Source organism: Sphingomonas sp., assembly GCF_031372575.1.
GTDB lineage: Bacteria > Pseudomonadota > Alphaproteobacteria > Sphingomonadales > Sphingomonadaceae > Sphingomicrobium.
In genome coordinates this window covers 1-23,257 of the sequence record NZ_JANMLM010000044.1, presented here as the reverse complement: position 1 = coordinate 23,257, position 23,257 = coordinate 1, and the positions used below count along the sequence as shown (strand labels likewise).

Here is a 23,257-nt window from a genome sequence, read left to right as displayed (position 1 = left end):
CATGGCGACGGCGACTGTGGGACAAGCCGACTTGCCCGCCACCCGGGCCCACCCGCCGGGCCTGTGGACCCTCGCCGCGACCGAAGTGTGGGATCGCGCCAGCTTCTACGGCATGCAGGCGCTGCTGATCCTCTACATGACACAATATCTGCTGCTTCCCGGCCAGGCCGACCGGGTGATCGGGCTGGGCACGCTTGAGGCCGCGATCACGGCGATGCGTGGACCGCTCAGCATCGAGGGGCGCGCGACCCAGATTTTCGCGCTTTACATCACGGTGATGGCGATGCTGCCGTTGCTCGGCGGATGGCTCGGCGATCGCTTCATCTCACGCCGGGCTGGGGTCATCGCCGGCGCGGCGCTGATGACCGCCGGGCACGTTGCGCTGGGCTTTACCCCCAGCTTCCTCATCGGGCTGATGCTGGTCCTTGCCGGGGCCGGCTTGCTGCGCGGCAATATCGGCCCGCAGATCCGCGCGTTGTACGAGGCGGAGGATTCGCGCACGGCTGAAGCCTTCCAAATCTATTATCTGACCGTGTCCGGCGGCGGATTCATTTCCCCGCTGATCATCGGCGTGGTCAACGAACGTTATGGCTTTCATCCGGCGTTCGCGATTGCGGCGGTCGGCATGTTGATTGGCCTCATCTGGTACGTCGCCCGGCTGAAAACACTGCCCCCCGATCCGCCCCGCGCCCGGCGCGGCAACGCGGAGCCTGCGCTATCGGGCGCAGAAAAGCGCAACCTCGTTGTGCTCACGTGTTTCCTGGTCGTCCCGCTCACTTTCTGGACAGCGCAGGTGCAGATTTGGAACATCTACAACATCTGGGTCAGCAATCATATCGACCGGATGGTCGCCGGTTTTCGAGTCCCCGTGCCATGGCTGCAATCGTTCGACAGCCTCGCCCCGATGGTGATGGCGGTCGCCGCCATATTCTATTGGCGCCAAGGCAAGCCGAGCAGCGAAACCTTAGGGCGGATGGCCATCGGCTGCATCCTGTTCGGCGCCGGGATGCTGATCCTGGCCGCCGCCCCGTCGCTCGCCGGTCGCGACACCAAGCTGCCGATTATCCTGCCGGTCGCCTTCCACATCGTCTCGAACGCAGGCTGGGTACTCTTCGCGCCGACCTGCGCGGCCTTCTTCGCCACCTACGCGCCTGAACGGTGGCGGGGGACGATGCTCGGCCTCAACCTCCTGACCACCAGCGTCGCCGGTTTTCTGAGCGGACCATTAAGCGGCATCTACGAAGCGCGCGGCCCGACGTTTTTCTGGATGGTCATCGCACTGGTTCCGATTACCGGCGGCGCCGTACTGGTCGCGGCATCACCTTTGCTGCGGCGCCTGCTGACACCGCTCGGGACAGCTCACAGCACGTAACGCGACAGGTCGATGTCCTTGGCGATCCCCGCCAATTGGCCTTCGACAAACGCGGCATCGATCACCAGGCTCTCCCCGCCGCGATCCTCGGCGGTGAAGCTGACCTCCTCGAGCAATTTCTCCATCACCGTCGACAGTCGCCGCGCCCCGATATTCTCGAGCGCGGCATTCACTTCTGCAGCGATCCGCGCCAGCGCGGCAATGCCATCGTCGGCAAACTCGATTGTCACATCTTCGGTCTTAAGCAAGGCGCAATATTGTTCGGTCAGACTGGCGCGCGTCGATGACAAAATCCGGACGAAATCCTGCTCGGTCAGTGCTGCCAGTTCGACCCGGATCGGCAATCGCCCCTGAAGCTCGGGCAGCAGGTCCGACGGCTTGGCGACATGAAACGCGCCACTGGCGATGAACAATATATGGTCGGTCTTGATCGGCCCATATTTGGTCGCCACCGTGGTTCCCTCGATCAGCGGCAGCAGGTCACGCTGGACGCCTTCGCGGCTGACCGACCCGCCGCGCACGTCCGAAACCGCAATCTTGTCGATTTCGTCGAGGAACACGATTCCGTTGGCCTCCGCATCAGCCAAAGCGACACGGGTCACGTCGTCGGCATCGACGCGCTTGTCGGCTTCCTCCTCGACCAGTTTCGAGAATGCGTCAGGCACTTTCAGCTTGCGGCGCTTCTTCGGCGCTCCGCCGGAGAATTTGGACATCATCTCGCTCAGGTTGATCATTCCGACGCCATTGCCCGGCATGTCGAACGGCATTTGCGGCGCTTCGCTTACCTCGATCTCGACCTCGGCGTCGTTTAGCGACCCGTCCCGGTAGCGCTGGCGGAAGCTTTCGCGGGTCGCCTCGCTCGACCCTTTGCCGGTCAGCGCGTCGAGCAAGCGGTCCATCGCCGCCCCCTCGGCTGCATCGCGCACCTTGGTCGTGCGACGCTCCTTCTCCAACCGGACCGCTTCCTCGACCAGGTCGCGGGCGATCTGCTCGACGTCGCGCCCGACATAGCCGACCTCGGTGAATTTGGTTGCCTCGACCTTGACGAACGGCGCATCGGCCAGTTTCGCCAGCCGGCGGCTGATCTCGGTCTTGCCGCAACCCGTCGGCCCGATCATCAATATGTTCTTGGGCGTCACTTCCTCGCGCAGTTCGGGCGACAGCCGCTGCCGCCGCCAACGATTGCGCATCGCCACCGCGACCGCTTTCTTGGCCTCGGTCTGTCCAACTATATGCTCATCCAATGCGGCAACGATCGCCTTGGGCGTCAGTGCATCGTTCACGCGCCGACCTCCTCAATCGTCAGCCGGTCATTCGTAAAGACGCACACCTCGGCGGCGATCGCCATCGCCCGGCGGGCAAGTTTCTCGGGGTCGGGTTCGTAATCGACCAGCGCCTTGGCCGCGGCGAGCGCGTAATTGCCGCCGCTGCCGATCGCGGCAATCCCGCCTTCGGGCTCGAGCACATCGCCATTGCCGGTCAGGATCAGCATCGTCTCGGCATCGGCGACGATCATCATCGCTTCCAGATTGCGGAGATATTTGTCGGTCCGCCAATCCTTGGCCAGTTCGACCGCCGCGCGCAGCAATTGGCCGCGGCTCGCCTCCAGTTTCTTCTCCAGCCGCTCGAACAGCGTGAACGCATCGGCGGTCGCGCCGGCAAACCCGCCGATCACGCTGCCGTCCCCCAACCGCCGCACTTTCCTTGCGTTGGGCTTCATCACCGTATTGCCCATCGACACCTGGCCGTCGCCGGCAATCACCGTCCGACCGCCCGCCTTAACGCCGAGGATCGTCGTCCCGTGCCAGTTTTCCAATTTGCGCTCCCGCCTGTGATTGAACCTATGTGGGGGAGGCCGACCGCAAGCTTCAAGGGTCCTTGGCTTGTTCATCCTCCAGCGCTTGCTCAATCTGCTGTTCCACGCGCCGGTCTGGAACGAACCACAGCAACGCTACCGCGACATAAATTCCGACCGCCAGCCACGGCTCGACAAAGGCAATGATCGCACCAACAATATAGAGCCCAAGGGTTAAGCGCTCGCGCTTGACGTTGCCGACGGCGCGGTCGAGCGGAGTCTCTCCTTCCTCGGCAATGTCGGCGCGAATAATCTCTCGTTCGAGCAGCAGATAGGCCAGCGCCGCCATGGTCAGAACAATCCCGTAGGCCGCGACCGGCTCGGCACTGACCTTGGCCTCGCCGATCCAGCGAATGACAAACGGAATAAGGCTGAGCCAGAACATCAGTAACAAATTGGCCCACAAAACACGCCCGTCGACCCGACGTACCAGATGCATCAGATGGTGATGATTGTTCCAGAATATGCCGATATTGACGAAACTCAGTGCGTAGGCCCCGATGAAGGGCAATAATGCGCTCAGCGACGCGGGTCCCGATCCATGCGGCACTGGCAATTCGAGCACCATGATGGTGATGATGATGGCCAGCAAGCCGTCGGTGAAGGCACTTAGCCGCGCCGGGGTCATGATGGCGGGCGCTTCGCTCATCGATTGTACCGATCCAGGAAGACGACACTGTCGGCCAGGGCCGGGGTCGATCCGCGAAACGCTGGAGACAGCGACTTGATCGTGTCGGTGTGGCTTTTGCCGGGATAGAGTTTGAGATCAACCGGAGCGCCGAGCGCGGCCAGTTTCGCCGCCAGCGCCTGGCTGTTGCGCGGCTCGACGATGGTATCGGCGGTGCCGTGCATCAGCAGCATCGGTGGTGCATCGGCACGGGCGAAACTGATTGGCTGGGTCTCGGCCGGGCGCGGCCACTGGCCCAGCGCATCGCGCCCCCGCATTTCGGTGAACGGATAAAAATCATACGGCCCCGACAGCAAGGCCGCCGCGCGGATGATTGCGGGATCGACCCCGATATCGGCCAGATAATGCCGGTCGAGGGCCAGCATCGCGCCGATATACGCACCCGCCGAATGACCCGATACCACGATCCGCGCCGGGTCGCCGCCATATTGCGCGACATGGTCGCGGGCCCATCTTACCGCCTGCGCGCCATCCTCGATAAAAGTCGGGAAGCGGACGTTTGGCACCAGCCGGTAATCGGGCACGATCGCGATCATGCCGCGTGCCGCAAAGGCCCGCGCAGCAAAGCCATAATCGCCGCGCGCTCCATCGACCCAGCCGCCACCGTAGAAAAAGATTACCACCGGCAATTTCGCGTCCACCGTCATCTTGTCCGGAACATAGACGTCGAGCTTCAGCCGGGGATCCGCCCCGAACGATACCCCGCGCGCCGCCGCCCGAGCGCCGCTATCGCCTGCAACGCGGCTGATCCCATCGAGTAAGCCCGCCGGAGTGCATCCCGCGAGTGTCAGCAGTCCGAGCCCACTGGCCAGCATCAGGGAACGGCGAGCGAGTCGGTGGCGCGAGGTGTCGGTCATGGGCGCTCAATGCTTCACGCCGCCGCACGGGTCCAACCTTATCCCACCAGCCGCCGCAGCCACCCGCGCCGCGCCCGTCTGACCGCCGCGCCATCGCGCGCTTCGCATCGCTCGACAATGCCGATCGCATCGCGGGTTCGACCATTGGCTTCGTCCAATTTGCCGGTCTGGGCATCGCCGAACACGATCCAGTCGCCGACTGTCAGCCCGTCGGGCAGCGCCGCCCCGGCCACCCCGGCGCGCCACTCAACGGGCAGCAGGCCGGCGCATCCGACACTGCTCGCTATCACGATAGGCGGCCCGCTGACACAGGCTGCCAAGCCCAACATCGCGCACAGCAGGATCGACCGGCGTGCCTGCACCTTGGGCACTGCGAATTGCTCGTTCATGAGTGTCACCCATCTGATCGGATTGTTGTTCGCGCTTGGCGGCAGCGCCGACTGTCGCCACGGCATCTTCGCCATTGCGATTGGCTGCGCGCGCCTGCTCCTCACCGAGCCGGGCGCGCGCTTGTTCGCTGTAAAGTTTGCGGCAGGCGGCGGGGCCGGCGAGCACAATCACCAACACCAGCACGCCGAGCGCGATCCACGGCGCGAACCGGATGAGTAAGCGCCGCACGATTTCAGCGAGGATCGGCATCGTCGCCCTCCCCGCCCGCTGCTTCGAAACTCGCCCCGAACGCGCTGCCTTTGACGCTGCGCCGATTGATCGCGAGCCCAAGGCTGAGCAGGATCGCGCCAATGATCGCGAGCAGTCCGTAATTGCTCGTCGCCAGCGCGCGGATCACCTCGAGCCTGAGCCTTGGGTCAGCGCGGGCGAACCCGACCAGCAGCGTTACCAGCCAGGCCGAAAAACCGGTCAGCACCGCTGCGCCGGCAATCGATGCGAGCAGCGCGGCGAACGCCCGCCAGTCGCGTGGCGGCCACTGGGGAGCGCGACTCATCGTGAACCAATCCGGTTGGCAAGCCAGCCATAAAGAAATGCTTCATTGGCCGGTCGCCGCTCGGCCAAGCGCAAGTAGCGCTCGCCTTGCAACGCCTCCATCGCGCGCAGTAGCACGGTCTCCCCGCCTGAAGCGCCGCGCACGCTGAGGAAGCGATCGAGCGCCGCCAGCGTCGTGTCGCCAATCCGCCCGTCAGGTACCAGATCGGGATAGTCGCGCCCGCTGCGGTTGAGCGCGGTCAGCGCACGCTGAACGAAGGTTGCGGCCACTGCCGGCCCCATGTTGGCACCGGTATCGAACAATTCGGCGGCAAGTCGCGGCGTCCGCTTCGCCACTTGGTCGAACCTCGGCCGAAGCCAGTACAGCCGCCGATAGATCGCCTCGGCGTCGCCACGCGGCAGGTCGCGCATTGTCCCGCCATAACCATGGGCGCGGGCCACCGTCTCGGTAATCCCGAAGCAGGTCGCCCCACCACGATCGGCCGGGTGATTGATATACCCGCCTTCGCGATCGATCAGTGCATCGATCAAATGTTTGACGCCCAGCGGCGCGTCGTCCTGCTCAATCATGTCGCAATCTCCCAAGTCGCTATAAATAACCTTTTTGGTTTGTTGTAGGACAGCGAAAAATGAGGCACTGGTGTTTCGGGGAAACTTTTGCTGCTGCTCGCCAGGCATTTTTACGGCGTCTGTTGCTCTGGCGTCACTTGTGCGCATCGCCGTCGCCGCGCACACTCATTCACAGGGAGCCGCGAACATACGGGGCCGGGAGAGGATGCTACCATGATGTCGACCAAGAAGACTGTGCGTCTCGCGCTTGCCGCCGCGACTGCGCTGACCGCTTTTGCCGCACCTGCGGGCGCGCAGCAGATCGACCATATCGTCGCCTTTGGTGACAGTTATGCCGACGACGGCAATTTCTGGGAGCTGGCGGGGATCAACCCGCTGAGCGGAACTTCGGGGGTCTATACCAGCGGCCGCTTCTCGGGCGGCACCAATTATGTCGATACGTTGGGCCAGATCCTCAACGCTCCGATCGACAATTTCGCGATCGGCGGCGCGCTGGCCGGCAACGGAAACACCAATGGCCCATTTCCCGGCTTCACCTTCGAGGTCGATCAATATCTCAATGTCGGCACCCAGTCGGCCTTCTTTCCGACCACCACTGCGCCATTCAACTCGACAGACCTCGTGACAGTGTCGATCGGCGGCAACGATGCCCGCCTCTATCAACTGACTGGCGGGACGCTTGCCGGCGCGTCCGCGTCCGCGCTGGCCGCCGCAGGTGCTGCGACCGGCAACCTCAACCGGCTAGTCGCGGCCGGAGCGCCGACCATCAGCTTTTTGGCTGGTGACACCGGGCGGCTACCCGAAATCGCTGGCAATCCCACGGGCGCGGCAATCCGCACTTCTTACTCATCCACCTTCAACAGCGCGATGCAATCGACCCTGTCGGGCTATGCCGCGAATGGCGTGATCGTCCATTATCTCGATCTCAACCGCGTGCTCGACAATATCGCGGCCAATCCGTCGGCCTATGGGATCACCAGCGGCCTTGTCTGCCCGGCGCTTCCGAACCCGACCTGCGTGGTCAATTCCACCGGCTACCTGTTCTACGCCGACCAGCTCCACCTGACCTCGGACGGCTTCAAGATCGTCGCCCGCTACGTCGATGCCCAGCTTGCCGCGCCGCTCACCCTGCAGGGGCCGAGCGATGCGGGGATGAATGCCGGCCAGCAATTCGGCCGCACGCTGACCAGCCGGCTTGACCTTAGCGCACCGCGCGATGGCGACATGCCCGAAGGCCTGCACGCCTACATTGTCGGCGACGCTTATTCGCGCAGCGTCGGTTCAAGCCGCGGTAATCAGCCTTTCGCGAGCGATTCGGTCGGGGTCACCGCCGGGGTCGATTATGGCTTCGGGAGCGGGGTCATCGGCATCGCCGCCAATTACAGCAAACCCAACATCAACTTCGACACCGGCGACGCCGAGGTAAAGTCGGATTCGATCCAGCTCGGCGCTTATGCCGGGTTCGGTGTCGGCGGCGCTTTCGCACAAGGTTATGTCGGTTATGGCTTGGACAATCATGACGTCAGCCGCCGCGGCGTGGTCGACGGAATGAGCGCCTCGCCCGATGGCAATCACTGGATCGCGGGCGCCAAGGTCGGCTATCTGACGACCATGGGCTCGGTTCGCATCGGCCCCGTCGCCGGGCTCGATTATGCTCGGGTGAAGGTCGACGGCTACACCGAAACTGGCGATCCGGTGCTGACCCTTAATGTCGGTGCGGCCAAGTATAACTCGCTGCGCGGCAACATTGGCGCCGAAGTGCGCGGCGACTTTGGCGGCGGCGGAATCCAGCTTCGCCCCTACCTCACCTTGGTGGCGGAAAAGGAATTGGGCAGCTCGGGCCGCTCGATTTCCTTCTCCCAGACCAGCGCGCCGACCATCGTCAATCGCTTCAACTTCGACGACGTCTCGACCAAGATTTACGGACGCGGCACCGTCGGCGCGAGCGCCCGGATCTTCAACGGCGTGTCGATGGATGCCGGCATTTCGATGACCGCGGGCAAGAAACAAGGCAACGAAACTTCGGGCCACCTCGGCCTGCGAATCGGCCTGTAACCAACGCCTGATCGTTGCGGCCCCGTCTTGACAGGCGGGGCGCGATGACCTCCATTTCCGTCGCGCCCGGCCAAATGTGTCGGGCGCGAAGGAGGGGATGATGGAAACTCAAGCCACAAAGACTCCGATCCATCTGTGGATCGTCGGCGGACTCGCGACCTTGTGGAATGCGTTCGGCTGCTTCGATTATTTCATGACCCGGACAAAGGGCGCGGCGTACATCGAATCGATGATGCCGACGATCGATGGCGCTGCCATGATGGCCTACATAAATAATTTTCCGATCTGGGCCGCGATCGGCTGGGGGCTCGGTGTCTGGGCCGGTCTGGTTGGATCGATCCTGTTGTTGGTCCGCCATCGCTGGGCTGCTGCGGTCCTGGGTCTGTCGCTGATTGGGGCGGTAGTCGGGATCGGCTATCAACTCGCCAACCCGGTCGGCATTATCGAGATCAGCCAAGGCGTGAACGGGATGATGCCGTACATCATCGTCGTCGTCGCGCTCGCCTTGTTCCTCTATGCTCGCGCGATGCAACGCAAAGGGGTGCTGCGCTAACGCCGCTTGATGAAAGCGCGAATGTCGGCCGACAGTTTCGCCCGGTCCTGATCGCGGACGTACATCATGTGGCCCGACTGATAATAATGAAACTCGACCCGGTCCTGCGGGATTCCGGGGCGTGACAGCGCATATTCGGCGGCGAAGAATGGCGTGGCGAAGTCGTAATAACCCTGGCCGACGAAGATTCTGAGCCCTGAATTCTCGCGCAGCGCGGTGCCGAGATAGGGGGTCAGGTTGAGATAAGCATTCTGGTCGCGCCCGCCTTCGATCCGCCAGTCCCAGTCGCGCCCGAGGTTTCCGATCGATTGATATTCGCGGTTGGTGACGAACCCCAACGTGCCGCGCGACCAGGCGTTGATCGCGGCCGTATAGCCTGCGTCGATGCCGTAGAAGCTCGGATCATTGTCGTAATTCTCGCCCGCGCTGTCATAATCCTTGCCGGTGTAGCGCGCATCGAGCCGGCCGATCGACAGCCCGCGATCGCGCAGCAATTGCTTGTAGAACCGATCTGGCGAGACGCGCAGTTCGGCTTGATCGAGATAGGCTTCGCTAAGCCCGGTAAAGCGCGCCAATTGCCGCCGGATCGCAGCACGGTCCTCGCCCTGCAATTGCTGCCCCTTGAGCAAAGCGGTCGCATAAGGCCCGATCGCCCACGCGCGGGCTTCGTTGAGAAACGGCTCGAGCTGCACCGCGCCACCACCATTTGGCACCTTGCCGTGGAAATGCGCGGCGGCAGCCATCGACGGCAGCGTGGTGATAAAGCTTAGCTCATTGCCCGCGCGGTCCGCCCCGGCGCCGAAATCGAGGATCGTCGAAATCAGGATCACGCCGTTTAGCGCGACATCATTGTAGGTGGCATTGGCGAGTTGATTGACCACTGCTGCCGAACGCGACGTGCCATAGCTTTCGCCGCCGAGATATTTGGGGCTGTTCCAGCGGCCATTATCGCTGATCCAGCGGCGGATCACCTCGGCCACCGCTTTGGCGTCGGCGGTCACCCCGTAAAATTCCTTGCCCTCGGTCTTGCCGAGCAGCCGGCTGAACCCGGTCCCTGGCGGATCGATGAACACGATATCGGTGACGTCGAGCAATGACTCCGGATTGTCGACGATCGGATAAGGTGGTGCGCCATCGTCGGTGCCGTTGGACGGGATGGCGACCCGCTTCGGCCCGAATGCCCCCATCTGCAGCCACACCGATCCCGACCCCGGCCCGCCGTTGAACAGGAACGTCACCGGCCGTGCAGGATCGCGCCCGTCCTTGACGTAGGCGGTGGTGACGATCGCCGCTTTCTGGGTGCCGTCATCGCCCGCGATAATCGTCTCGCCGATGGTCGCGGTATAGTTGACGCGCTGCCCGCCGAACATGCCCGACAGTTTCGTGCTGCGCTGTTGCGGGACGATCTTCTCGACCGGCTCGGCAGGCTTTTCCTTGGTGGCAGCGGCGGGCACCGCAGGCTTTATGTCCTGCGCCACGCCCGCCGACGCCACCAGTGCCCACGCCAACCCGATCGAACCGAAACGCCGCATGCTCACCTCCCGCAAAATCCTGAGCGCCGATCAATCACGTGAGGGCGGGGCTAGCAAGCCTCAACTCGATCAAAAGCGGGATCAGCCTACCAACGGCGCAGGCTAAACTCGCCCGCCGCCGAACATCTGTGGCATCGCCAGCGCGTCGAAGCCGTACGGATCGGGCCGGAACATCACCCCGCCGCGGTCCGCCGCAACCGTTAGGTAGGTCATGTACACCGGCACGGGACGCGGCAAGGGAATGACCTGCTCGGGTGCACCACTAGGCTCCGGCATGCGACCGAACACCCACGACCCGAACCGGCGATAATCCTCCAGCCGGACGCAGCCGTTGCTGATCCAGCGATCGCCGGCGAATTTCTCCTTCAACGGCGTATCATGCAGGTAAATGCCGAAATCGTTGGGCATCTCGAACTTCATCGCGCCCATCGAATTCCACGGTCCGGGCAATTGGCGGACCATCATTGTCGGCTTCTGCCTGCCCGATGCGATGGCGCTCCAGTTAATCGTCTTGGGATCGATAGGGCGGCGGTTAGCAGACCAGTCGGACAGCACTTCATAATGGAACTGGTCGAAGTAACCGACGCCCATTTCCCTGACCTTCTGCGCCGTCAGGCTGCGCACCAGCTCGGGCGGGACGTGCCAATAGGGATTGGCCTTGGCGTTGCGCATCAGCACCGCCATCATCGGGGTCTTGGTCTTGGCCGATCCGACGATCACGCGCATCGTATCGACCCGGCGGTCGCGGTCGAACAAATAGGTTTCGGCAGCACCCGAATCGACCACCACGTAACGGTTGAAGGCGCGCACCGTCGGCAGGCGATAGGCACGCTCCATGTTGACCGCGATGCGCCGTTGATAGTGGATCGCGCCCAGGTTGAGCGAGGCGATCGTCCCCTTGCCGGCGATGCCGTCGGCGGAACCAAGGCCGTGGACGCGCTGATAGTCGGCCACGCGCTGGGTGAGCTGGTCATCATAGCCGCCACCAGGGGCCAGGCCGAGCCGGGTGCGGAGCTGTGCGACGCGCTTGCCAGTGGCACCGCGTTTCATCGCCGTGCCGGGCAGGACCTTCATCTGCGGCAGCGAACCCCAGCTCGACTGATATTGCCGCAATCCGCGCGCCAGGTCAGCGAACATTGGATTGGGCGCACCCTGCCGCTCGCCGCCGTCGCCGCTGAACATCCGCGCCAGCCAATTCTGCGGTCGCTGCTTCTTGCGCGCAACGCTCGACATTTGCGGGTCGACATAGACGAAATCGATCCCCTGCCGGACATTGCCCGCCACCGCGACCGGCTCATCCCCGCGCTGCGCGGCGATCGGGGAAGCGGCAAAAAGCGCCAGCGCGCCAAGCGCGAAATGCAATTTTTTCATAAACTCAGCGCGGCCGAAGCAGCACTCTCCAAGGTCAACCTATCGACCCAACGATCTGCCACTCGGAGAGTTGCCCCGCGCTGAACGCTTACCTTTTCCCGCCCCACTTGCGCTGCGTCTTCCCGAAGCCGGTCCGCCGCGTTCCCGGCTTGCCCTGTGTCGCATTCCCCGTCGGCCGTGACGCGCGGCGTTCCTGGACTGGGATGCCGAGGTCGTCCTCTTCCAGCCGCCTGATCTCGTCGCGCAGACGGCCCGCTTCCTCGAACTCCAGATCGCCCGCCGCTTTCCGCATCCGCGCCTCGAGGTCGCCGATGTACGCGCGCAGATTATGCCCGACCAAATGCGGCCGCTCGTCGTCGCCGGTCTCGACCAACACACCGTCGCGCAGCGTCACGTCGCTCATGATGTCGTGGATCTGGCTCTTGATGCTCTCGGGCGTGATGCCGTGCGCGACGTTATACGCCAATTGCTTCTCGCGCCGCCGGTCGGTTTCGCCCATCGCGCGCTCCATGCTCCCGGTGATGCGGTCGGCATAGAGGATCACCCGCCCGTCGATGTTGCGCGCGGCGCGGCCGATGGTCTGGATCAGCGACGTCTCCGAACGCAGGAAACCCTCCTTGTCGGCATCGAGGATCGCGACGAGCCCGCATTCGGGAATATCGAGCCCTTCGCGCAGCAAATTGATCCCGACCAGCACATCGTACACGCCGAGGCGTAGATCGCGGATCAGCTCGATCCGCTCCAGCGTCTCGACGTCCGAATGCATGTAGCGCACGCGGAGGCCCGCCTCATGGAGATATTCGGTCAGATCCTCCGCCATCCGCTTGGTCAACGTCGTCACCAACGTGCGATAGCCCTGCGCCGCGACCTTCTTCGCCTCGTTGACCAGATCATCGACCTGATCCTCGACCGGCTTGATCTCGACCGGCGGGTCGATCAGGCCGGTGGGGCGGATGACCTGTTCGGCGAACACCCCGCCAGTCGCCTCCATTTCCCACGGTCCGGGGGTGGCCGAGACGAACGTCGTCTGCGGTCGCATCGCGTCCCATTCGTTGAACCGCAGCGGCCGGTTGTCGATGCAGCTCGGCAGGCGAAAGCCATATTCGGCGAGCGTGATCTTGCGCCGGTGATCGCCCTTGGCCATCGCCCCGATCTGCGGCACCGTCTGATGGCTTTCGTCGACGAACAGCAAAGCATTGTCGGGCAGATATTCGAACAGGGTCGGCGGCGGTTCGCCCGGCAATCGGCCGGTCAGGAAGCGCGAATAATTCTCGATGCCCGCACAGCTGCCCGTCGCCGCGATCATCTCGAGGTCGAAATTGGTGCGCTGCTCGAGCCGCTGCGCCTCCAGCAATCGCCCTTCCGCCACCAACTCCTTCAATCGCTCGGACAGCTCATGCTTGATCGCCTCGCTCGCCTGCTTGAGCGTCGGCCCCGGCGTGACATAATGCGAATTGGCGAACACCCGGACAGTGTCGAGCGTCGCTGCCTTGCGCCCGGTCAGCGGGTCGAATTCGACAATTTCCTCTACCTCGTCACCGAAAAACGAAATGCGCCACGCGCTATCCTCATAATGCGACGGGAAAATCTCCAGATTGTCGCCCTTGACGCGGAAATTGCCGCGCGCGAACCCGGCGTCGTTGCGCTTGTACTGCAGCGCGACGAGCTTACGAATGATCTCGCGCTGGTCGGCGCTCTGGCCCTTTTTCAAATCGAAGATCATCGCTGAGTAAGTCTCGACCGATCCGATCCCGTACAGGCACGATACCGAGGCGACGATGATCACGTCATCGCGTTCGAGCAGTGACCGCGTGGCCGAATGCCGCATTCGGTCGATCCCCTCATTCACCGAGCTTTCCTTCTCGATGTAGGTGTCCGAGCGCGGGACATAGGCTTCGGGCTGATAATAATCATAGTAGCTGACGAAAAACTCGACCGCATTGTCGGGGAAATAATTGCGGAATTCGCCGTACAATTGCGCCGCCAAAATCTTGTTCGGCGCCAGGATCAAGGCCGGCCTCTGCGTGGCCTCGATGATCTTCGCCATGGTGAACGTCTTGCCGCTGCCGGTAACGCCGAGCAGCACCTGGTTGACCTCCCCACCCTCGGCAATCCCCTCGACCAATTCCTTGATCGCCGCCGGCTGGTCACCCGCCGGCTGATAGTCCGACCGGAGCACGAACTTGCGCCCACCCTCGCTCTTGTCCGGACGCGCGGGGCGATGCGGGACGAAGTTCTGCCCGGTATCGGGTTCCTCGAGCGACGTGCGGATTTGGATGGCCATGGTCACGCGATATGGGCGTTGCGGATAATCAGGACAACCGGCGAAGGCACAGCCAGCGGTTGGCAAGCGGCAGCCAGCCTATTTTTGGCCTTCCGCAGGGCTGGGTCGCGTAACTTCAAGTCCACCCTTGACGATTTTCGTTATGCTACGGAGGCTTTCAAGATCCAGCGTGGGATCCTTGGCGAGAACGAGGAAATCCGCTTCGCAGCCAGAGTCGAAGCAGCCGATCCGCCGTCGCGGTTCCATCCGACGACCGCTCGCCAAGGCAAACTTCAATGCTTGCGCGCGGGTCATGCCGCCAACGCTGACCCAATGTTTGATTTCATCGACCACGCTTGGATTGCGGTCGGTCCCCGTCAGGAAAACCACTCCCGCCCGCACCAAGCGGCGAATATTCTGTCCTTGCAAGGCGTAGACCCGGTCGCGCTGGGCGGGATCGAAATTGGGCTTGCTTGCAGCGGCAGTAAAGCTTTCTTGGGCGAGTCCATATGTCGGGATCACCAACATCTTGCGTCTAGCGATTTCGCGGGCGTCAGCATCGGTCAGCGCCATCAACGCGAGTTCGCTGGCGGTATCGACGTCGCGATAAGCAGGCAAGTGGCCGGCGAATGTTGCGCCAGCCCGAACCGCCACCATCAAGTCCGCCCGGGTCTCAACATGGACGTAGGTGGGCAGGCCGCGCCGTCGGGCCGCGGCAACCAGATAAGGCATGTTGGCCGGGTTCAGTCCGCGCAAGCCTTCAAACTTGGGGTCATTGCGCCGCGCCGCATAATCCTCGCTGAAAAGCAAATATGCCTTAACGAAGTCGGCATGCTGAGCCTTCAGCAGGTCAAGTGCGTGTTCAATCTCGGCATAGGTGCGACCATAGTGAAAGGCGTTGCCGATGAAATCCTGAAGAGTCATGCCCTTGTAGACATATTGAGTCAGAATGCCGGTGTAGAGGGTCTGCGGATGACCGCCTGGCTCGGTAATTCCGCCCATCGAATAGCGCACGTCGATCGTCTTGGGTTGGTCGAAGAACCCCCGGGCCTTGTCATCCAGGATGATCGAATTGGGGTTCCAGACATAGAGAACGCCTTCTTCGAGATAGGCCCAATTCTCGTCCCAATTGGAATTGGTCCGGTGCTCATGGGCATTGGCCATGCCGGGGATAACGAACGATCCGGTCAGATCGACGACGTGTCCGGCGCCACGGGGGGCTGCGACGAACTGGCCGCCCTCAACCGCGAAGGTTTTCGCCACGAAACGATCGCCGTTCCACACTTTGGCGTTGGTGTAAGTCGTGATTTGAGCGCCGCACGGACTTGCGGTGCCCAGTGTCGCCACCGCGAATAATTTCCCCAAGATGTTCTTCACTGATGGCCTCCCGAATAAATGTTGGGGAAGCCATCGACGATTGACGCAAAGTGAGAGCTAAATTCGGTCAATCGACGTGATTGCTCGGCCAATCGACCGCCGCGCTAAATCAGACGTTCACGCAGCTTGGTTGCCCCAGCGCGGCTCGTGCGCCATCGTTGGCCGGTTGCCATTTGCACGACCAAACGGCCAGTCCCGTCCGGTTCGAATCGTTCTATCCGCAGCACATTGACGATGACCGAACGGTGGATGCGGCAGAAGCGGACTGGATCAAGCTCAGCTTCGAACTTGGCCAGCGTGAGTCGAACCAGGTGCGTGCCCGTGAGCGTGGTGACTTCGGAATAATCATCGGCACCGCTGATGGCCACCACCTGATCCAGGTCGATCGGAAAGGCATCGCCATCGCGTTTGATGAAGAAGCGCGGATCGGGTCGCGGCCGAGATTCATCGGCTAATGCGGCCAACGTCGACGCCTGGCTAGATGACAGCCGACCCATCGCCAACGCCCATAAAGCCGCATAAACCGTCATTCCCTGGAGCAATTGCCACGTTGCTGCCGGCATCGGGAAAAACGGTCGGACGTCGAAGTCCAAAAGCGAGCGTGCCACCGACAATCCTGTCGCCAAAGTCAACACCCAGTACCAGACCAGCGCGAAAGTTGCCGCAAACACGGCGTGGGTTAACAGCGCCACGGGCCCGCGCAACCGCGCGCTGACCCATTTGATTAGCGCCCACGCGGGAGCAGCGACGAGCACAAGAGAAATGGTATTGCGCAGAGCGCCGGTAAGCGCGGGTCGCAATCCGAGTCCCCCGGTCAGAATGAACGCAAACATGTACCCGCCGAAGACGAGGACTATTAGTCCAAGCCACGCGATTGTCGGCGTCGTCGGGGCATTGGCGCGATTCCACCAGCGCGCCATGGCCGTGCCGTCGTGGGGCAAGTCGCCGTGGGTAACGTCGTGCGTCATCGTTCTATCGAATAATGCGGAACGACGGCGTCACTAGTAAGGAGCCCCGCAAGCGACGTTCGGATTTGAATTGCCATGCAACAGGCATATGGTGCGCCAATCGGGGCGGTGCAATCGCTCTAAGCGAACCGGGGGGACGCCATGACTAGAGCCATCATCCTGCTTCCATTGGTCTTGCTTGCCGCGTGCGATTCCAAGGCCGACGTCAAGCTGGCCAACGCGTCGGTCGCCGAGGTCGCGACCAAGGTTGCCGAGACGCAGCGGGGTGAAGCCTTCATCCGCCCCGGCAAGTGGAAGGTCAGTGGATCGGTCGACGAGATCGTCATCCCCGGCATGCCGGCGGGCATGGCTGATTCGATGAAACGCCAGGGGCAGATGATGCCGGGCGCCGAATCGTGCATCACCGAGGCCGATGTGAAGAAGCCCGGGCCGGACTTTTTCTCGGGCAACAAGAGCTGCCGTTATGACAATTTCACGATGGGCGGCGGCAAGATCGAGGCGCGGATGCGCTGTGCCTCGGGCGGGCACACCCAAGTGACTACGATGACCGGCACCTACGCCCCCGAATCCTATCGCATGGCGATGGCCACGGCGATGGAAACCAAGGGCGGTGCCAAGCCAACCGGGATGGAAGCGATGACGATGAAGTTGCGCATCGACGGCAAGCGCATCGGCGATTGCACCACGGCCGAATATGCGGCCTCTGCAAAAGCCAGAGCCGAGGCAGTCGCCGCGATGAAGAGGGCTGCACAATGATCGGCCCAACCCTCCGCCTCGCCCCCCTCGCTGTGCTGCTAGCCTCGTGCACCAGCATCAATCCCGCGCCGGGCTATGATCTGATCATCCGCGGCGGCACGATCGTCGACGGCAGCGGCGGGCAGCCGTTCACCGGCGATGTCGGCATAAGCGGCGACCGCATCGTCGCCGTCGCGCAGCGTCTCGACGGGGTCGCGCCGCGCACTATCGACGCCACCGGGCTCGCGGTCGCGCCGGGGTTCATCAACATGCTCAGCTGGGCAACCGAAAGCCTGATCGAAGATGGCGCGGGGGAAAGCGACATTCGCCAAGGGGTGACGCTCGAAGTGATGGGCGAAGGCAATTCGATGGGGCCGTACAACGAGACGATGGTCCGCCTCGAAACCGAGCGACAGGCCGACATCAAATATCCAATCGACTGGCGCACCCTCGGCCAATATCTGACCAAACTGGAACAGCGCGGGATCGCGCCAAATGTCGCCAGCTTCGTCGGCGCGACCACGGTCCGCGTCCACACGCTGGGCGAGGGCGATGTCGATCCGACCCCGGCCCAGCTCGCAGCGATGCAAAACGCTGTCCGCCTAGCGATGAACGAAGGCGCGATGGGAGTCGGCAGCTCACTGATCTACGCCCCCGCTTTCTACGCCGAAACCCCCGAGCTGATCGCGCTCGCTGCCGCCTCGGCGCAATGCGGCGGCATGTATATCAGCCACATGCGCAACGAGAGCGACAACCTCCTCGAGGCAGTCGACGAATTGATCGAGATTGCGCGCAAATCGGGCGGTCCGGCCGAAATCTATCACCTAAAACAGGCCGGCAAGGGCAATTGGAGCAAGCTCGACGCGGTTATTGCTCGGGTCGAGGCGGCGCGCGCGTCGGGCGTGCGGATCACCGCCGACATGTATAATTATGTCGCCGGCGCGACCGGGCTCGACGCGGCGATGCCGCCCTGGGTCCAAGCCGGCGGCTATGAGGAATGGAAGAAACGGCTCCAGGATCCCGCGATCCGCAAGCGCGTGCTGGCCGAAATGCGGGCGCGACCGGTGGGGTGGGAAAGCCTTTACTGGCAGGCAGGAAGCGCCGAAAAATTGATCCTGATCGGCTTCAAGAATGAGAAACTGAAATCGCTCACCGGCAAGACGCTGGCCGAGGTCGCCAGAATGCGCGGCACCAGCCCGGAAGATACCGCGATCGACATGGTGATCGAAGATGGCAGCCGCGTGTCGACCGCTTATTTCCTGATGGATGAAGCCAATGTCGCGCGGCAGGTGGCGCTGCCGTGGATGAGCTTTGGCAGCGATGCCGAGGCGCAGGCCCCGGTCGGCAAATTCCTCAAATCATCGGTCCATCCGCGCGCTTATGGCAATTTCGCGCGGCTACTCGGCCAATATGTCCGCGACGAGCAGCGGCTGACCTTGCCCGACGCGGTCCGCCGCCTGACCAGCTATCCGGCGGCGAACCTCGGCATCAAGGATCGCGGCCTCGTCCAGCCGGGGATGATGGCCGATCTCGCCATCTTCGATCCGGCGACCATTGCCGACCAGGCCACGTTCGACAAACCGCAGCAATTTGCGGTCGGGATGCGCCATGTGCTGGTCAACGGCCAGCCCGTCCTGCTCAATGGCGCAATGACGACCGCCCGTCCCGGTCGCGCCGTGCGGGGCCCCGGAACCGGCCGCTGCCCGCCGCGCTAAGCCCGATTGCGCGACAGGCCGATGCTCTTATGGTGCGCGCTTCCAATCGGGAGATCATGATGCGTTTCGTACCCTTCGCCTTGCTTGCCACTGCTGCGCTGGGGCTCGCCGCCTGCGACAAGGGGCCGTCGGTCGATCTCAAGAATGTCACCCCGGCCGAGGTTGCCAAGGCGATGAAGGATAGCGGCGCCAATCTCGAGCTCGTCCGCCCCGGCAAATGGTCGTCGACCGTGTCGATCGAGGCGATCGACACCGCGCAAATGCCGCCCGAGATCGCCGCCCGGATCAAGTCCGAAATCGGCAAGCCGCGCACGGTCGAGGCGTGCCTGACCCCCGAACAGGTCGATAATCCCGAGCGGATGCTGGCGCAGGTGCCGACCGGCTGCCGCTACGAATATTACAAGATGGGCGGCGGCAAACTCGATGGCCACTTGGTCTGCTCGGGCGCGGCGGGCAATCAGGACATGATCGTCAAGGGCACGTACGGCAAAGACCAATATGCGATGACCATCGCCAACAAGAGCAGTGCGGCACCCGGCGGCTCGGTCATCGGCGGTGCCAACAGCACCATGAAGATCGAATCGCGACGCCTCGGCGATTGCGACGCAAAACCGGCCAGCTGAACAATCCAACAGGGGGAAATTTTCCGATGCGCAACCGCAATCATATGATGTTCGCACTACTGCTTCCGCTCGCCGCCTGCGGCAGCGAAGCGCCCGCCCCGGTGGCCGCGGACAAAGGCCCGCCGGCGATTTTCCCCGCTGGCAATTATGAAGTCAGCGCGCTGGCCGAGACTCTGAAAGCCGCCGACCAGTTCACCCCCGCGACCAAGCATAAAGTCGGCCAGACCGAGGTCCGTACGATCTGCTCGCCGGCCGGGGACAAGCCGGCGGTCGCCTTATTCTCCGACACGGGCGACACGTGCACCGCGACCAGCGATTATGCCAAGAATGGCCGGATCAACATGTCCTATAATTGCCAGCGGCCCGGCCAGGGGTTGGTGACGCTGACCTTCGACGGCAAATATGACGAGCAAAGCTTCGAGGTCGCGGTCGCCACCGGAACCTATTTCAGCGGCCAGGGCGATTATGTCCTGACCCAGCGGATCAAGGGCAAGCGCCTCGGCGATTGCGCGGCGCCGGCCAAGGCTGGCTGATTTCGATACAGTCGGAGCGTTGCCGGGTCATGACCGCGGCCAGTCGGGCTCAGGCGCGCCCCGCGTCTTCCATAGCGAATAGAGGATGCCGCTGGCGATCAGTGCAGCGGTCACCCCTAGACTGAGCATGGGCGGAAATTTGTCGCCGCCCAGCAGGAAGTCAGCGACGAAAATCTTGGCGCCGATGAACACCAGCACGGCGGCCAGCGCATATTTCAGATAATGGAAGCGGTGAACCATCGCCGACAGCGCAAAATACAGCGCGCGCAAACCGAGGATCGCCATGATGTTGGAGGTGTAGACGATGAACGTGTCGGTGGTGATGGCGAAGATCGCCGGCACACTGTCGACCGCGAACACCAGGTCTGCCAGGTTGATCACCACCAGGGCGAGAAACAAGGGCGTTGCGGCGCGCACCATCTTGCCGCTTTTCTCATCGGGCACGCGAACGAAAAAATGCTGTGCGTGAAGCTCCTTGGTGACCCGCATGTGCCCCGAGATCCAGCGCACCACGGGATTGTTGCCGACGTCCATCGGCCTGTCCCCCGCAAAGAACATCTTGATTCCCGTCACGATCAGGAACGCGGCGAAGATGTACAATACCCAATAGGCCTCGGCGACCAATGCCGCGCCGGCTGCGATCATCATCCCCCGAAGCACGATCACCGCGATGATCCCCCACACCAAAGCGCGATACTGATATTTTGGCGGGATCGCGAAGAAGGTGAAGATCAGGCTGATCACGAACACATTATCGATCGACAGCGCCTTCTCGATGAAGAAGCCGGTGTAATATTTCATGCCCAGATCGGCGCCGCGCGCGACCCAGATCCACGCCCCGAAGGCGAGCGCGATGGTGATGTAGAACGCGCTCAGCTTGAGGCTCTCGCCGATTCCCATCTCGCGGTCCTCCTTGTGGAGGACACCGAGATCGAAAGCGGTGAGCGCTGCCACCAGGCCGAGAAAAGCCAGCCAAAACCATGCGGGGGTGCCGAGCCAGTCGGCGGACAGAAATTCCATGCTCAATAATCTCCGGATAGCGGGGTAAGCAGCAGCGTCGGTGCGGGGCGGCGCGGGTGCGCCGGCCCGCACCGGATTGTCAGCTATGCTGCGGCGTTCGCGACAGGCGCTGCATCAGATCCTTGGCGCGCAATTTCATCTTCTTGAGCCGCATCAGGACGAACGGCGAGGCGCAGCGTCGTCGTTGTTCACGGCGCAGTTGATCGTCGATCCGCTGGTGCGCGAGCATCAATCGATAAAGTCGGTCGGACATGGTTTTCCTCCACAAAAGCGTTGCTTTCGATCGGAGTTCCACTGCTTGTCTGAGGGCGAATGGCCGCTCGAATCGCATCGGAAGCTCCGATGCGGTCCGACATCACGAGGGCTCTAAAAGCCGTCGCCAGAGGGGCCCGGTCCGCCCCATCCTAATCGCGCACGTGTCGCCCGATTGCAAGCGAAACGAATTTCCGCGTCGTTACCCTCGCGCGTTGCGTAATCGCCACAGATCGCTCGGACGCGTGAATATTTTCATCCCAAGTTAACGAAACTACTTGCGTTCGATTCCAAGTTAGACACTATATGCGGTGTTCCGGTGGGGGCCGCTCTCAATCTATTGTGGTTGAGGCTGAAGATGCCTATCTTCGGTTGGCACCTGCGCGCGCCCTGTGGATATCGGGGACGACGCGATAAAAACCCCCCGCCGGGGCGCAAAACAGGGTAGGTTCGGGCCTATGACACCGAGTCGAACATTTAGCGAACAAGCGGTCACAGAGCCGCTCAGCATACGGGGTGAGGATATGGATTTTCTGAGCGACAGCAATGTGACGAGTGATGACGTTGCCACCCCCGCAGGCCCAGCTTTGGGCGCTGATAAGGCCACGCCCGAGCGGACCAGCAAGACGATCGACGTCGCGGCCTACAATATTGTCACCGACGAGACGCGCGATGCGCTGCTCACCGAATTCGGCAAGGATACGTTGCGCGATCGCTATCTGCTCCCCGGCGAAACCAACCAGGATTTGTTTGCGCGGGTCGCCTCGGCTTATGCCGATGATCAGGCGCATGCTCAGCGGATCTACGATTACATCTCCAAATTGTGGTTCATGCCCGCCACCCCCGTGCTGTCGAACGGCGGCACCGGCCGCGGGCTGCCGATCAGCTGCTATCTCAACTCGGTGTCGGACAGCCTCAACGGCATCGTCGATACCTGGAACGAGAATGTCTGGCTGGCGTCGAAGGGCGGCGGCATCGGCACCTATTGGGGCGCGGTGCGCGGGATTGGCGAGCCGGTTGGACTCAACGGCAAGACTAGCGGGATCATTCCGTTCGTCCGCGTGATGGACAGCCTCACCCTCGCCATTTCGCAAGGCTCGCTGCGGCGCGGCTCGGCGGCGGTCTATCTCGACGTGTCGCATCCCGAGATCGAGGAATTCCTCGAGATCCGCAAACCGTCGGGCGACTTCAACCGCAAGGCGTTGAACCTGCACCACGGCGTGTTGATCACCGACGAGTTTATGGAAGCCGTGCGCGCCGGGGCCGAATTCGACCTGAAATCGCCCAAGGACGGCACCGTGCGCGGGTCGGTCGATGCGCGCAGCCTGTTCCAGAAGCTGGTCGAAACCCGTCTCGCGACCGGCGAGCCATACATCATCTTCATCGACCAGGTGAACCGCTCGATGCCCAAGCATCACCGCGATCTGGGGCTCAAGGTCACCACCTCCAACCTGTGCAGCGAAATCACGCTTCCGACTGGCAAGGATCATCTCGGCGCCGATCGCACCGCGGTCTGCTGCCTGTCGTCACTGAGCCTCGAAACGTGGGACGAGTGGAACGGCGACAAGCGCTTTATCGAAGACGTGATGCGCTTCCTCGACAATGTCCTGTCCGACTATATCGCCCGCGCCCCCGACGAAATGGCGCGCGCCAAATATAGCGCCGAACGCGAACGCTCGGTCGGGCTTGGCGTGATGGGCTTCCACAGTTTCCTCCAGGCGCGCGGCCTGCCGTTCGAAGGTGCGATGGCCAAGTCGTACAATTTGAAGATCTTCAAGCATGTCCGCGCCCAGGTCGACGAAGCCTCGATGATGCTTGCGCAGGAACGCGGGCCGTGCCCCGACGCCGCCGACATGGGCGTGATGGAGCGCTTCAGCTGCAAGATGGCGATCGCGCCGACCGCGTCGATCAGCATCATCGCCGGCGGCACCTCGGCCTGCATCGAGCCGATCCCGGCCAATATCTACACCCACAAG

The 23,257-nt window shown here is 62.7% G+C and carries 23 protein-coding genes; 9 read left to right on the top strand and 14 right to left on the bottom strand.

All coding sequences use genetic code 11. The features are described from left to right. Positions 1 to 1,372: MFS transporter (locus RMN73_RS03455; RefSeq protein ID WP_309601922.1), on the top strand; the 1,372-nt coding region annotated here is incomplete at its 5' end. Here the strand turns inward: RMN73_RS03455 and hslU are convergent. The 5 genes from hslU to RMN73_RS03430 are packed head-to-tail and all read right to left on the bottom strand — an operon-like array spanning position 1,360 to position 5,161. Then, positions 1,360 to 2,655 carry an ATP-dependent protease ATPase subunit HslU gene (gene hslU, locus RMN73_RS03450; RefSeq protein ID WP_309601921.1) on the bottom strand — a complete coding sequence of 432 codons (1,296 nt, stop codon included), beginning with the start codon at positions 2,653 to 2,655 and terminating at the stop codon, positions 1,360 to 1,362. The genes RMN73_RS03455 and hslU overlap by 13 nt on opposite strands. Further along, entirely contained in the window at positions 2,652 to 3,188 is a 537-nt protein-coding gene (gene hslV / locus RMN73_RS03445; RefSeq protein ID WP_309601920.1) for an ATP-dependent protease subunit HslV, read from the bottom strand. Before hslV ends, hslU begins: the two co-directional genes overlap by 4 nt. 52 nt (positions 3,189 to 3,240) lie before the next feature. Beyond that, complete coding sequence (locus RMN73_RS03440; RefSeq protein WP_309601919.1) at positions 3,241 to 3,876, bottom strand: TMEM175 family protein; 636 nt, start codon at positions 3,874 to 3,876, stop codon at positions 3,241 to 3,243. Continuing rightward, positions 3,873 to 4,772: an alpha/beta hydrolase gene (locus RMN73_RS03435; RefSeq protein WP_309601918.1), complete on the bottom strand. Its 900-nt coding sequence runs from the start codon at positions 4,770 to 4,772 to the stop codon at positions 3,873 to 3,875. Before RMN73_RS03435 ends, RMN73_RS03440 begins: the two co-directional genes overlap by 4 nt. Before the next feature lie 38 nt (positions 4,773 to 4,810). Continuing rightward, complete coding sequence (locus RMN73_RS03430; protein ID WP_309601917.1) at positions 4,811 to 5,161, bottom strand: hypothetical protein; 351 nt, start codon at positions 5,159 to 5,161, stop codon at positions 4,811 to 4,813. On the opposite strand from RMN73_RS03430, the gene RMN73_RS03425 reads away from it, so the two are divergent. Next, positions 5,160 to 5,381: a hypothetical protein gene (locus RMN73_RS03425; RefSeq protein WP_309601916.1), complete on the top strand. Its 222-nt coding sequence runs from the start codon at positions 5,160 to 5,162 to the stop codon at positions 5,379 to 5,381. The two genes, RMN73_RS03430 and RMN73_RS03425, sit on opposite strands and share 2 nt — an antisense overlap. A gap of 13 nt (positions 5,382 to 5,394) precedes the next feature. Here the strand turns inward: RMN73_RS03425 and RMN73_RS03420 are convergent, their stop codons facing one another. Together RMN73_RS03420 and RMN73_RS03415 are read right to left on the bottom strand one after the other, a co-directional pair. Continuing rightward, on the bottom strand, positions 5,395 to 5,715 hold the full coding sequence (locus RMN73_RS03420; protein WP_309601915.1) for a hypothetical protein: 321 nt from the start codon (positions 5,713 to 5,715) through the stop codon (positions 5,395 to 5,397). After that, positions 5,712 to 6,284, bottom strand: a complete 573-nt coding sequence (locus tag RMN73_RS03415) for a glycoside hydrolase family 108 protein (RefSeq protein WP_405051512.1) — start codon at positions 6,282 to 6,284, stop codon at positions 5,712 to 5,714. Before RMN73_RS03415 ends, RMN73_RS03420 begins: the two co-directional genes overlap by 4 nt. A 213-nt stretch (positions 6,285 to 6,497) precedes the next feature. On the opposite strand from RMN73_RS03415, the gene RMN73_RS03410 reads away from it, so the two are divergent. Beyond that, positions 6,498 to 8,339 carry an autotransporter domain-containing protein gene (locus tag RMN73_RS03410; RefSeq protein ID WP_309601914.1) on the top strand — a complete coding sequence of 614 codons (1,842 nt, stop codon included), beginning with the start codon at positions 6,498 to 6,500 and terminating at the stop codon, positions 8,337 to 8,339. Between the two features lie 100 nt (positions 8,340 to 8,439). Continuing rightward, positions 8,440 to 8,892, top strand: coding sequence for a hypothetical protein (locus RMN73_RS03405; RefSeq protein WP_309601913.1), 453 nt, complete (start codon positions 8,440 to 8,442; stop codon positions 8,890 to 8,892). Here the strand turns inward: RMN73_RS03405 and RMN73_RS03400 are convergent. The 5 genes from RMN73_RS03400 to RMN73_RS03380 all read right to left on the bottom strand — a co-directional run bounded on the left by RMN73_RS03400 (position 8,889) and on the right by RMN73_RS03380 (position 16,403). Continuing rightward, a complete protein-coding gene (locus RMN73_RS03400) occupies positions 8,889 to 10,424 on the bottom strand; it encodes a S10 family serine carboxypeptidase-like protein (RefSeq protein WP_309601912.1) in 1,536 nt (511 codons plus the stop codon). The genes RMN73_RS03405 and RMN73_RS03400 overlap by 4 nt on opposite strands. 102 nt (positions 10,425 to 10,526) lie before the next feature. Beyond that, the gene (locus RMN73_RS03395) at positions 10,527 to 11,795 is read right to left on the bottom strand and encodes a L,D-transpeptidase family protein (protein ID WP_309601911.1); all 1,269 of its coding nucleotides are present in this window, start codon (positions 11,793 to 11,795) and stop codon (positions 10,527 to 10,529) included. A gap of 88 nt (positions 11,796 to 11,883) precedes the next feature. Further along, positions 11,884 to 14,079, bottom strand: coding sequence for an excinuclease ABC subunit UvrB (gene uvrB, locus RMN73_RS03390; RefSeq protein ID WP_309601923.1), 2,196 nt, complete (start codon positions 14,077 to 14,079; stop codon positions 11,884 to 11,886). 78 nt (positions 14,080 to 14,157) lie between these two features. Further along, positions 14,158 to 15,435 (bottom strand): amidohydrolase family protein, encoded by a 1,278-nt coding sequence (locus tag RMN73_RS03385; protein ID WP_309601910.1) that lies wholly within the window; start codon positions 15,433 to 15,435, stop codon positions 14,158 to 14,160. 104 nt (positions 15,436 to 15,539) lie between these two features. After that, positions 15,540 to 16,403, bottom strand: a complete 864-nt coding sequence (locus tag RMN73_RS03380; RefSeq protein WP_309601909.1) for a LytTR family DNA-binding domain-containing protein — start codon at positions 16,401 to 16,403, stop codon at positions 15,540 to 15,542. A gap of 141 nt (positions 16,404 to 16,544) precedes the next feature. On the opposite strand from RMN73_RS03380, the gene RMN73_RS03375 reads away from it, so the two are divergent. Genes RMN73_RS03375 through RMN73_RS03360 form a run of 4 tightly spaced genes read left to right on the top strand, consistent with a single transcriptional unit; the run spans position 16,545 to position 20,009 of the window. Continuing rightward, positions 16,545 to 17,159, top strand: coding sequence for a DUF3617 domain-containing protein (locus tag RMN73_RS03375; RefSeq protein WP_309601908.1), 615 nt, complete (start codon positions 16,545 to 16,547; stop codon positions 17,157 to 17,159). Further along, the gene (locus tag RMN73_RS03370) at positions 17,156 to 18,853 is read left to right on the top strand and encodes a D-aminoacylase (RefSeq protein WP_309601907.1); all 1,698 of its coding nucleotides are present in this window, start codon (positions 17,156 to 17,158) and stop codon (positions 18,851 to 18,853) included. The genes RMN73_RS03375 and RMN73_RS03370 overlap by 4 nt, the downstream gene beginning before the upstream one ends. A 59-nt stretch (positions 18,854 to 18,912) precedes the next feature. Beyond that, on the top strand, positions 18,913 to 19,476 hold the full coding sequence (locus RMN73_RS03365) for a DUF3617 domain-containing protein (protein ID WP_309601906.1): 564 nt from the start codon (positions 18,913 to 18,915) through the stop codon (positions 19,474 to 19,476). Positions 19,477 to 19,502: 26 nt separating this feature from the next. Then, entirely contained in the window at positions 19,503 to 20,009 is a 507-nt protein-coding gene (locus tag RMN73_RS03360) for a DUF3617 family protein (protein WP_309601905.1), read from the top strand. Between the two features lie 27 nt (positions 20,010 to 20,036). Here the strand turns inward: RMN73_RS03360 and RMN73_RS03355 are convergent, their stop codons facing one another. Then, positions 20,037 to 21,029, bottom strand: coding sequence for a TerC family protein (locus RMN73_RS03355; RefSeq protein WP_309601904.1), 993 nt, complete (start codon positions 21,027 to 21,029; stop codon positions 20,037 to 20,039). Positions 21,030 to 21,108: 79 nt separating this feature from the next. Then, a complete protein-coding gene (locus RMN73_RS03350) occupies positions 21,109 to 21,282 on the bottom strand; it encodes a DUF465 domain-containing protein (protein WP_309601903.1) in 174 nt (57 codons plus the stop codon). A gap of 523 nt (positions 21,283 to 21,805) precedes the next feature. Here RMN73_RS03350 and RMN73_RS03345 point away from each other — a divergent pair. Then, positions 21,806 to 23,257: ribonucleoside-diphosphate reductase subunit alpha (locus tag RMN73_RS03345; RefSeq protein ID WP_309601902.1), on the top strand; the 1,452-nt coding region annotated here is incomplete at its 3' end.

Bases quoted from the DNA above. Each gene is read 5' to 3' on its own strand.
- uvrB (WP_309601923.1), bottom strand. From the start codon at position 14,079: ATGGCCATCCAAATCCGCACGTCGCTCGAGGAACCCGATACCGGGCAG.
- RMN73_RS03355 (WP_309601904.1), bottom strand. From the start codon at position 21,029: ATGGAATTTCTGTCCGCCGACTGGCTCGGCACCCCCGCATGGTTTTGG.
- RMN73_RS03380 (WP_309601909.1), bottom strand. From the start codon at position 16,403: ATGACGCACGACGTTACCCACGGCGACTTGCCCCACGACGGCACGGCC.
- RMN73_RS03425 (WP_309601916.1), top strand. From the start codon at position 5,160: ATGAGTGTCACCCATCTGATCGGATTGTTGTTCGCGCTTGGCGGCAGC.
- RMN73_RS03370 (WP_309601907.1), top strand. From the start codon at position 17,156: ATGATCGGCCCAACCCTCCGCCTCGCCCCCCTCGCTGTGCTGCTAGCC.
- RMN73_RS03375 (WP_309601908.1), top strand. From the start codon at position 16,545: ATGACTAGAGCCATCATCCTGCTTCCATTGGTCTTGCTTGCCGCGTGC.
- RMN73_RS03435 (WP_309601918.1), bottom strand. From the start codon at position 4,772: ATGACCGACACCTCGCGCCACCGACTCGCTCGCCGTTCCCTGATGCTG.
- RMN73_RS03400 (WP_309601912.1), bottom strand. From the start codon at position 10,424: ATGCGGCGTTTCGGTTCGATCGGGTTGGCGTGGGCACTGGTGGCGTCG.
- RMN73_RS03430 (WP_309601917.1), bottom strand. From the start codon at position 5,161: ATGAACGAGCAATTCGCAGTGCCCAAGGTGCAGGCACGCCGGTCGATC.
- RMN73_RS03420 (WP_309601915.1), bottom strand. From the start codon at position 5,715: ATGAGTCGCGCTCCCCAGTGGCCGCCACGCGACTGGCGGGCGTTCGCC.
- RMN73_RS03410 (WP_309601914.1), top strand. From the start codon at position 6,498: ATGATGTCGACCAAGAAGACTGTGCGTCTCGCGCTTGCCGCCGCGACT.
- RMN73_RS03405 (WP_309601913.1), top strand. From the start codon at position 8,440: ATGGAAACTCAAGCCACAAAGACTCCGATCCATCTGTGGATCGTCGGC.
- RMN73_RS03350 (WP_309601903.1), bottom strand. From the start codon at position 21,282: ATGTCCGACCGACTTTATCGATTGATGCTCGCGCACCAGCGGATCGAC.
- RMN73_RS03395 (WP_309601911.1), bottom strand. From the start codon at position 11,795: ATGAAAAAATTGCATTTCGCGCTTGGCGCGCTGGCGCTTTTTGCCGCT.
- RMN73_RS03440 (WP_309601919.1), bottom strand. From the start codon at position 3,876: ATGAGCGAAGCGCCCGCCATCATGACCCCGGCGCGGCTAAGTGCCTTC.
- RMN73_RS03365 (WP_309601906.1), top strand. From the start codon at position 18,913: ATGCGTTTCGTACCCTTCGCCTTGCTTGCCACTGCTGCGCTGGGGCTC.
- RMN73_RS03415 (WP_405051512.1), bottom strand. From the start codon at position 6,284: ATGATTGAGCAGGACGACGCGCCGCTGGGCGTCAAACATTTGATCGAT.
- RMN73_RS03360 (WP_309601905.1), top strand. From the start codon at position 19,503: ATGCGCAACCGCAATCATATGATGTTCGCACTACTGCTTCCGCTCGCC.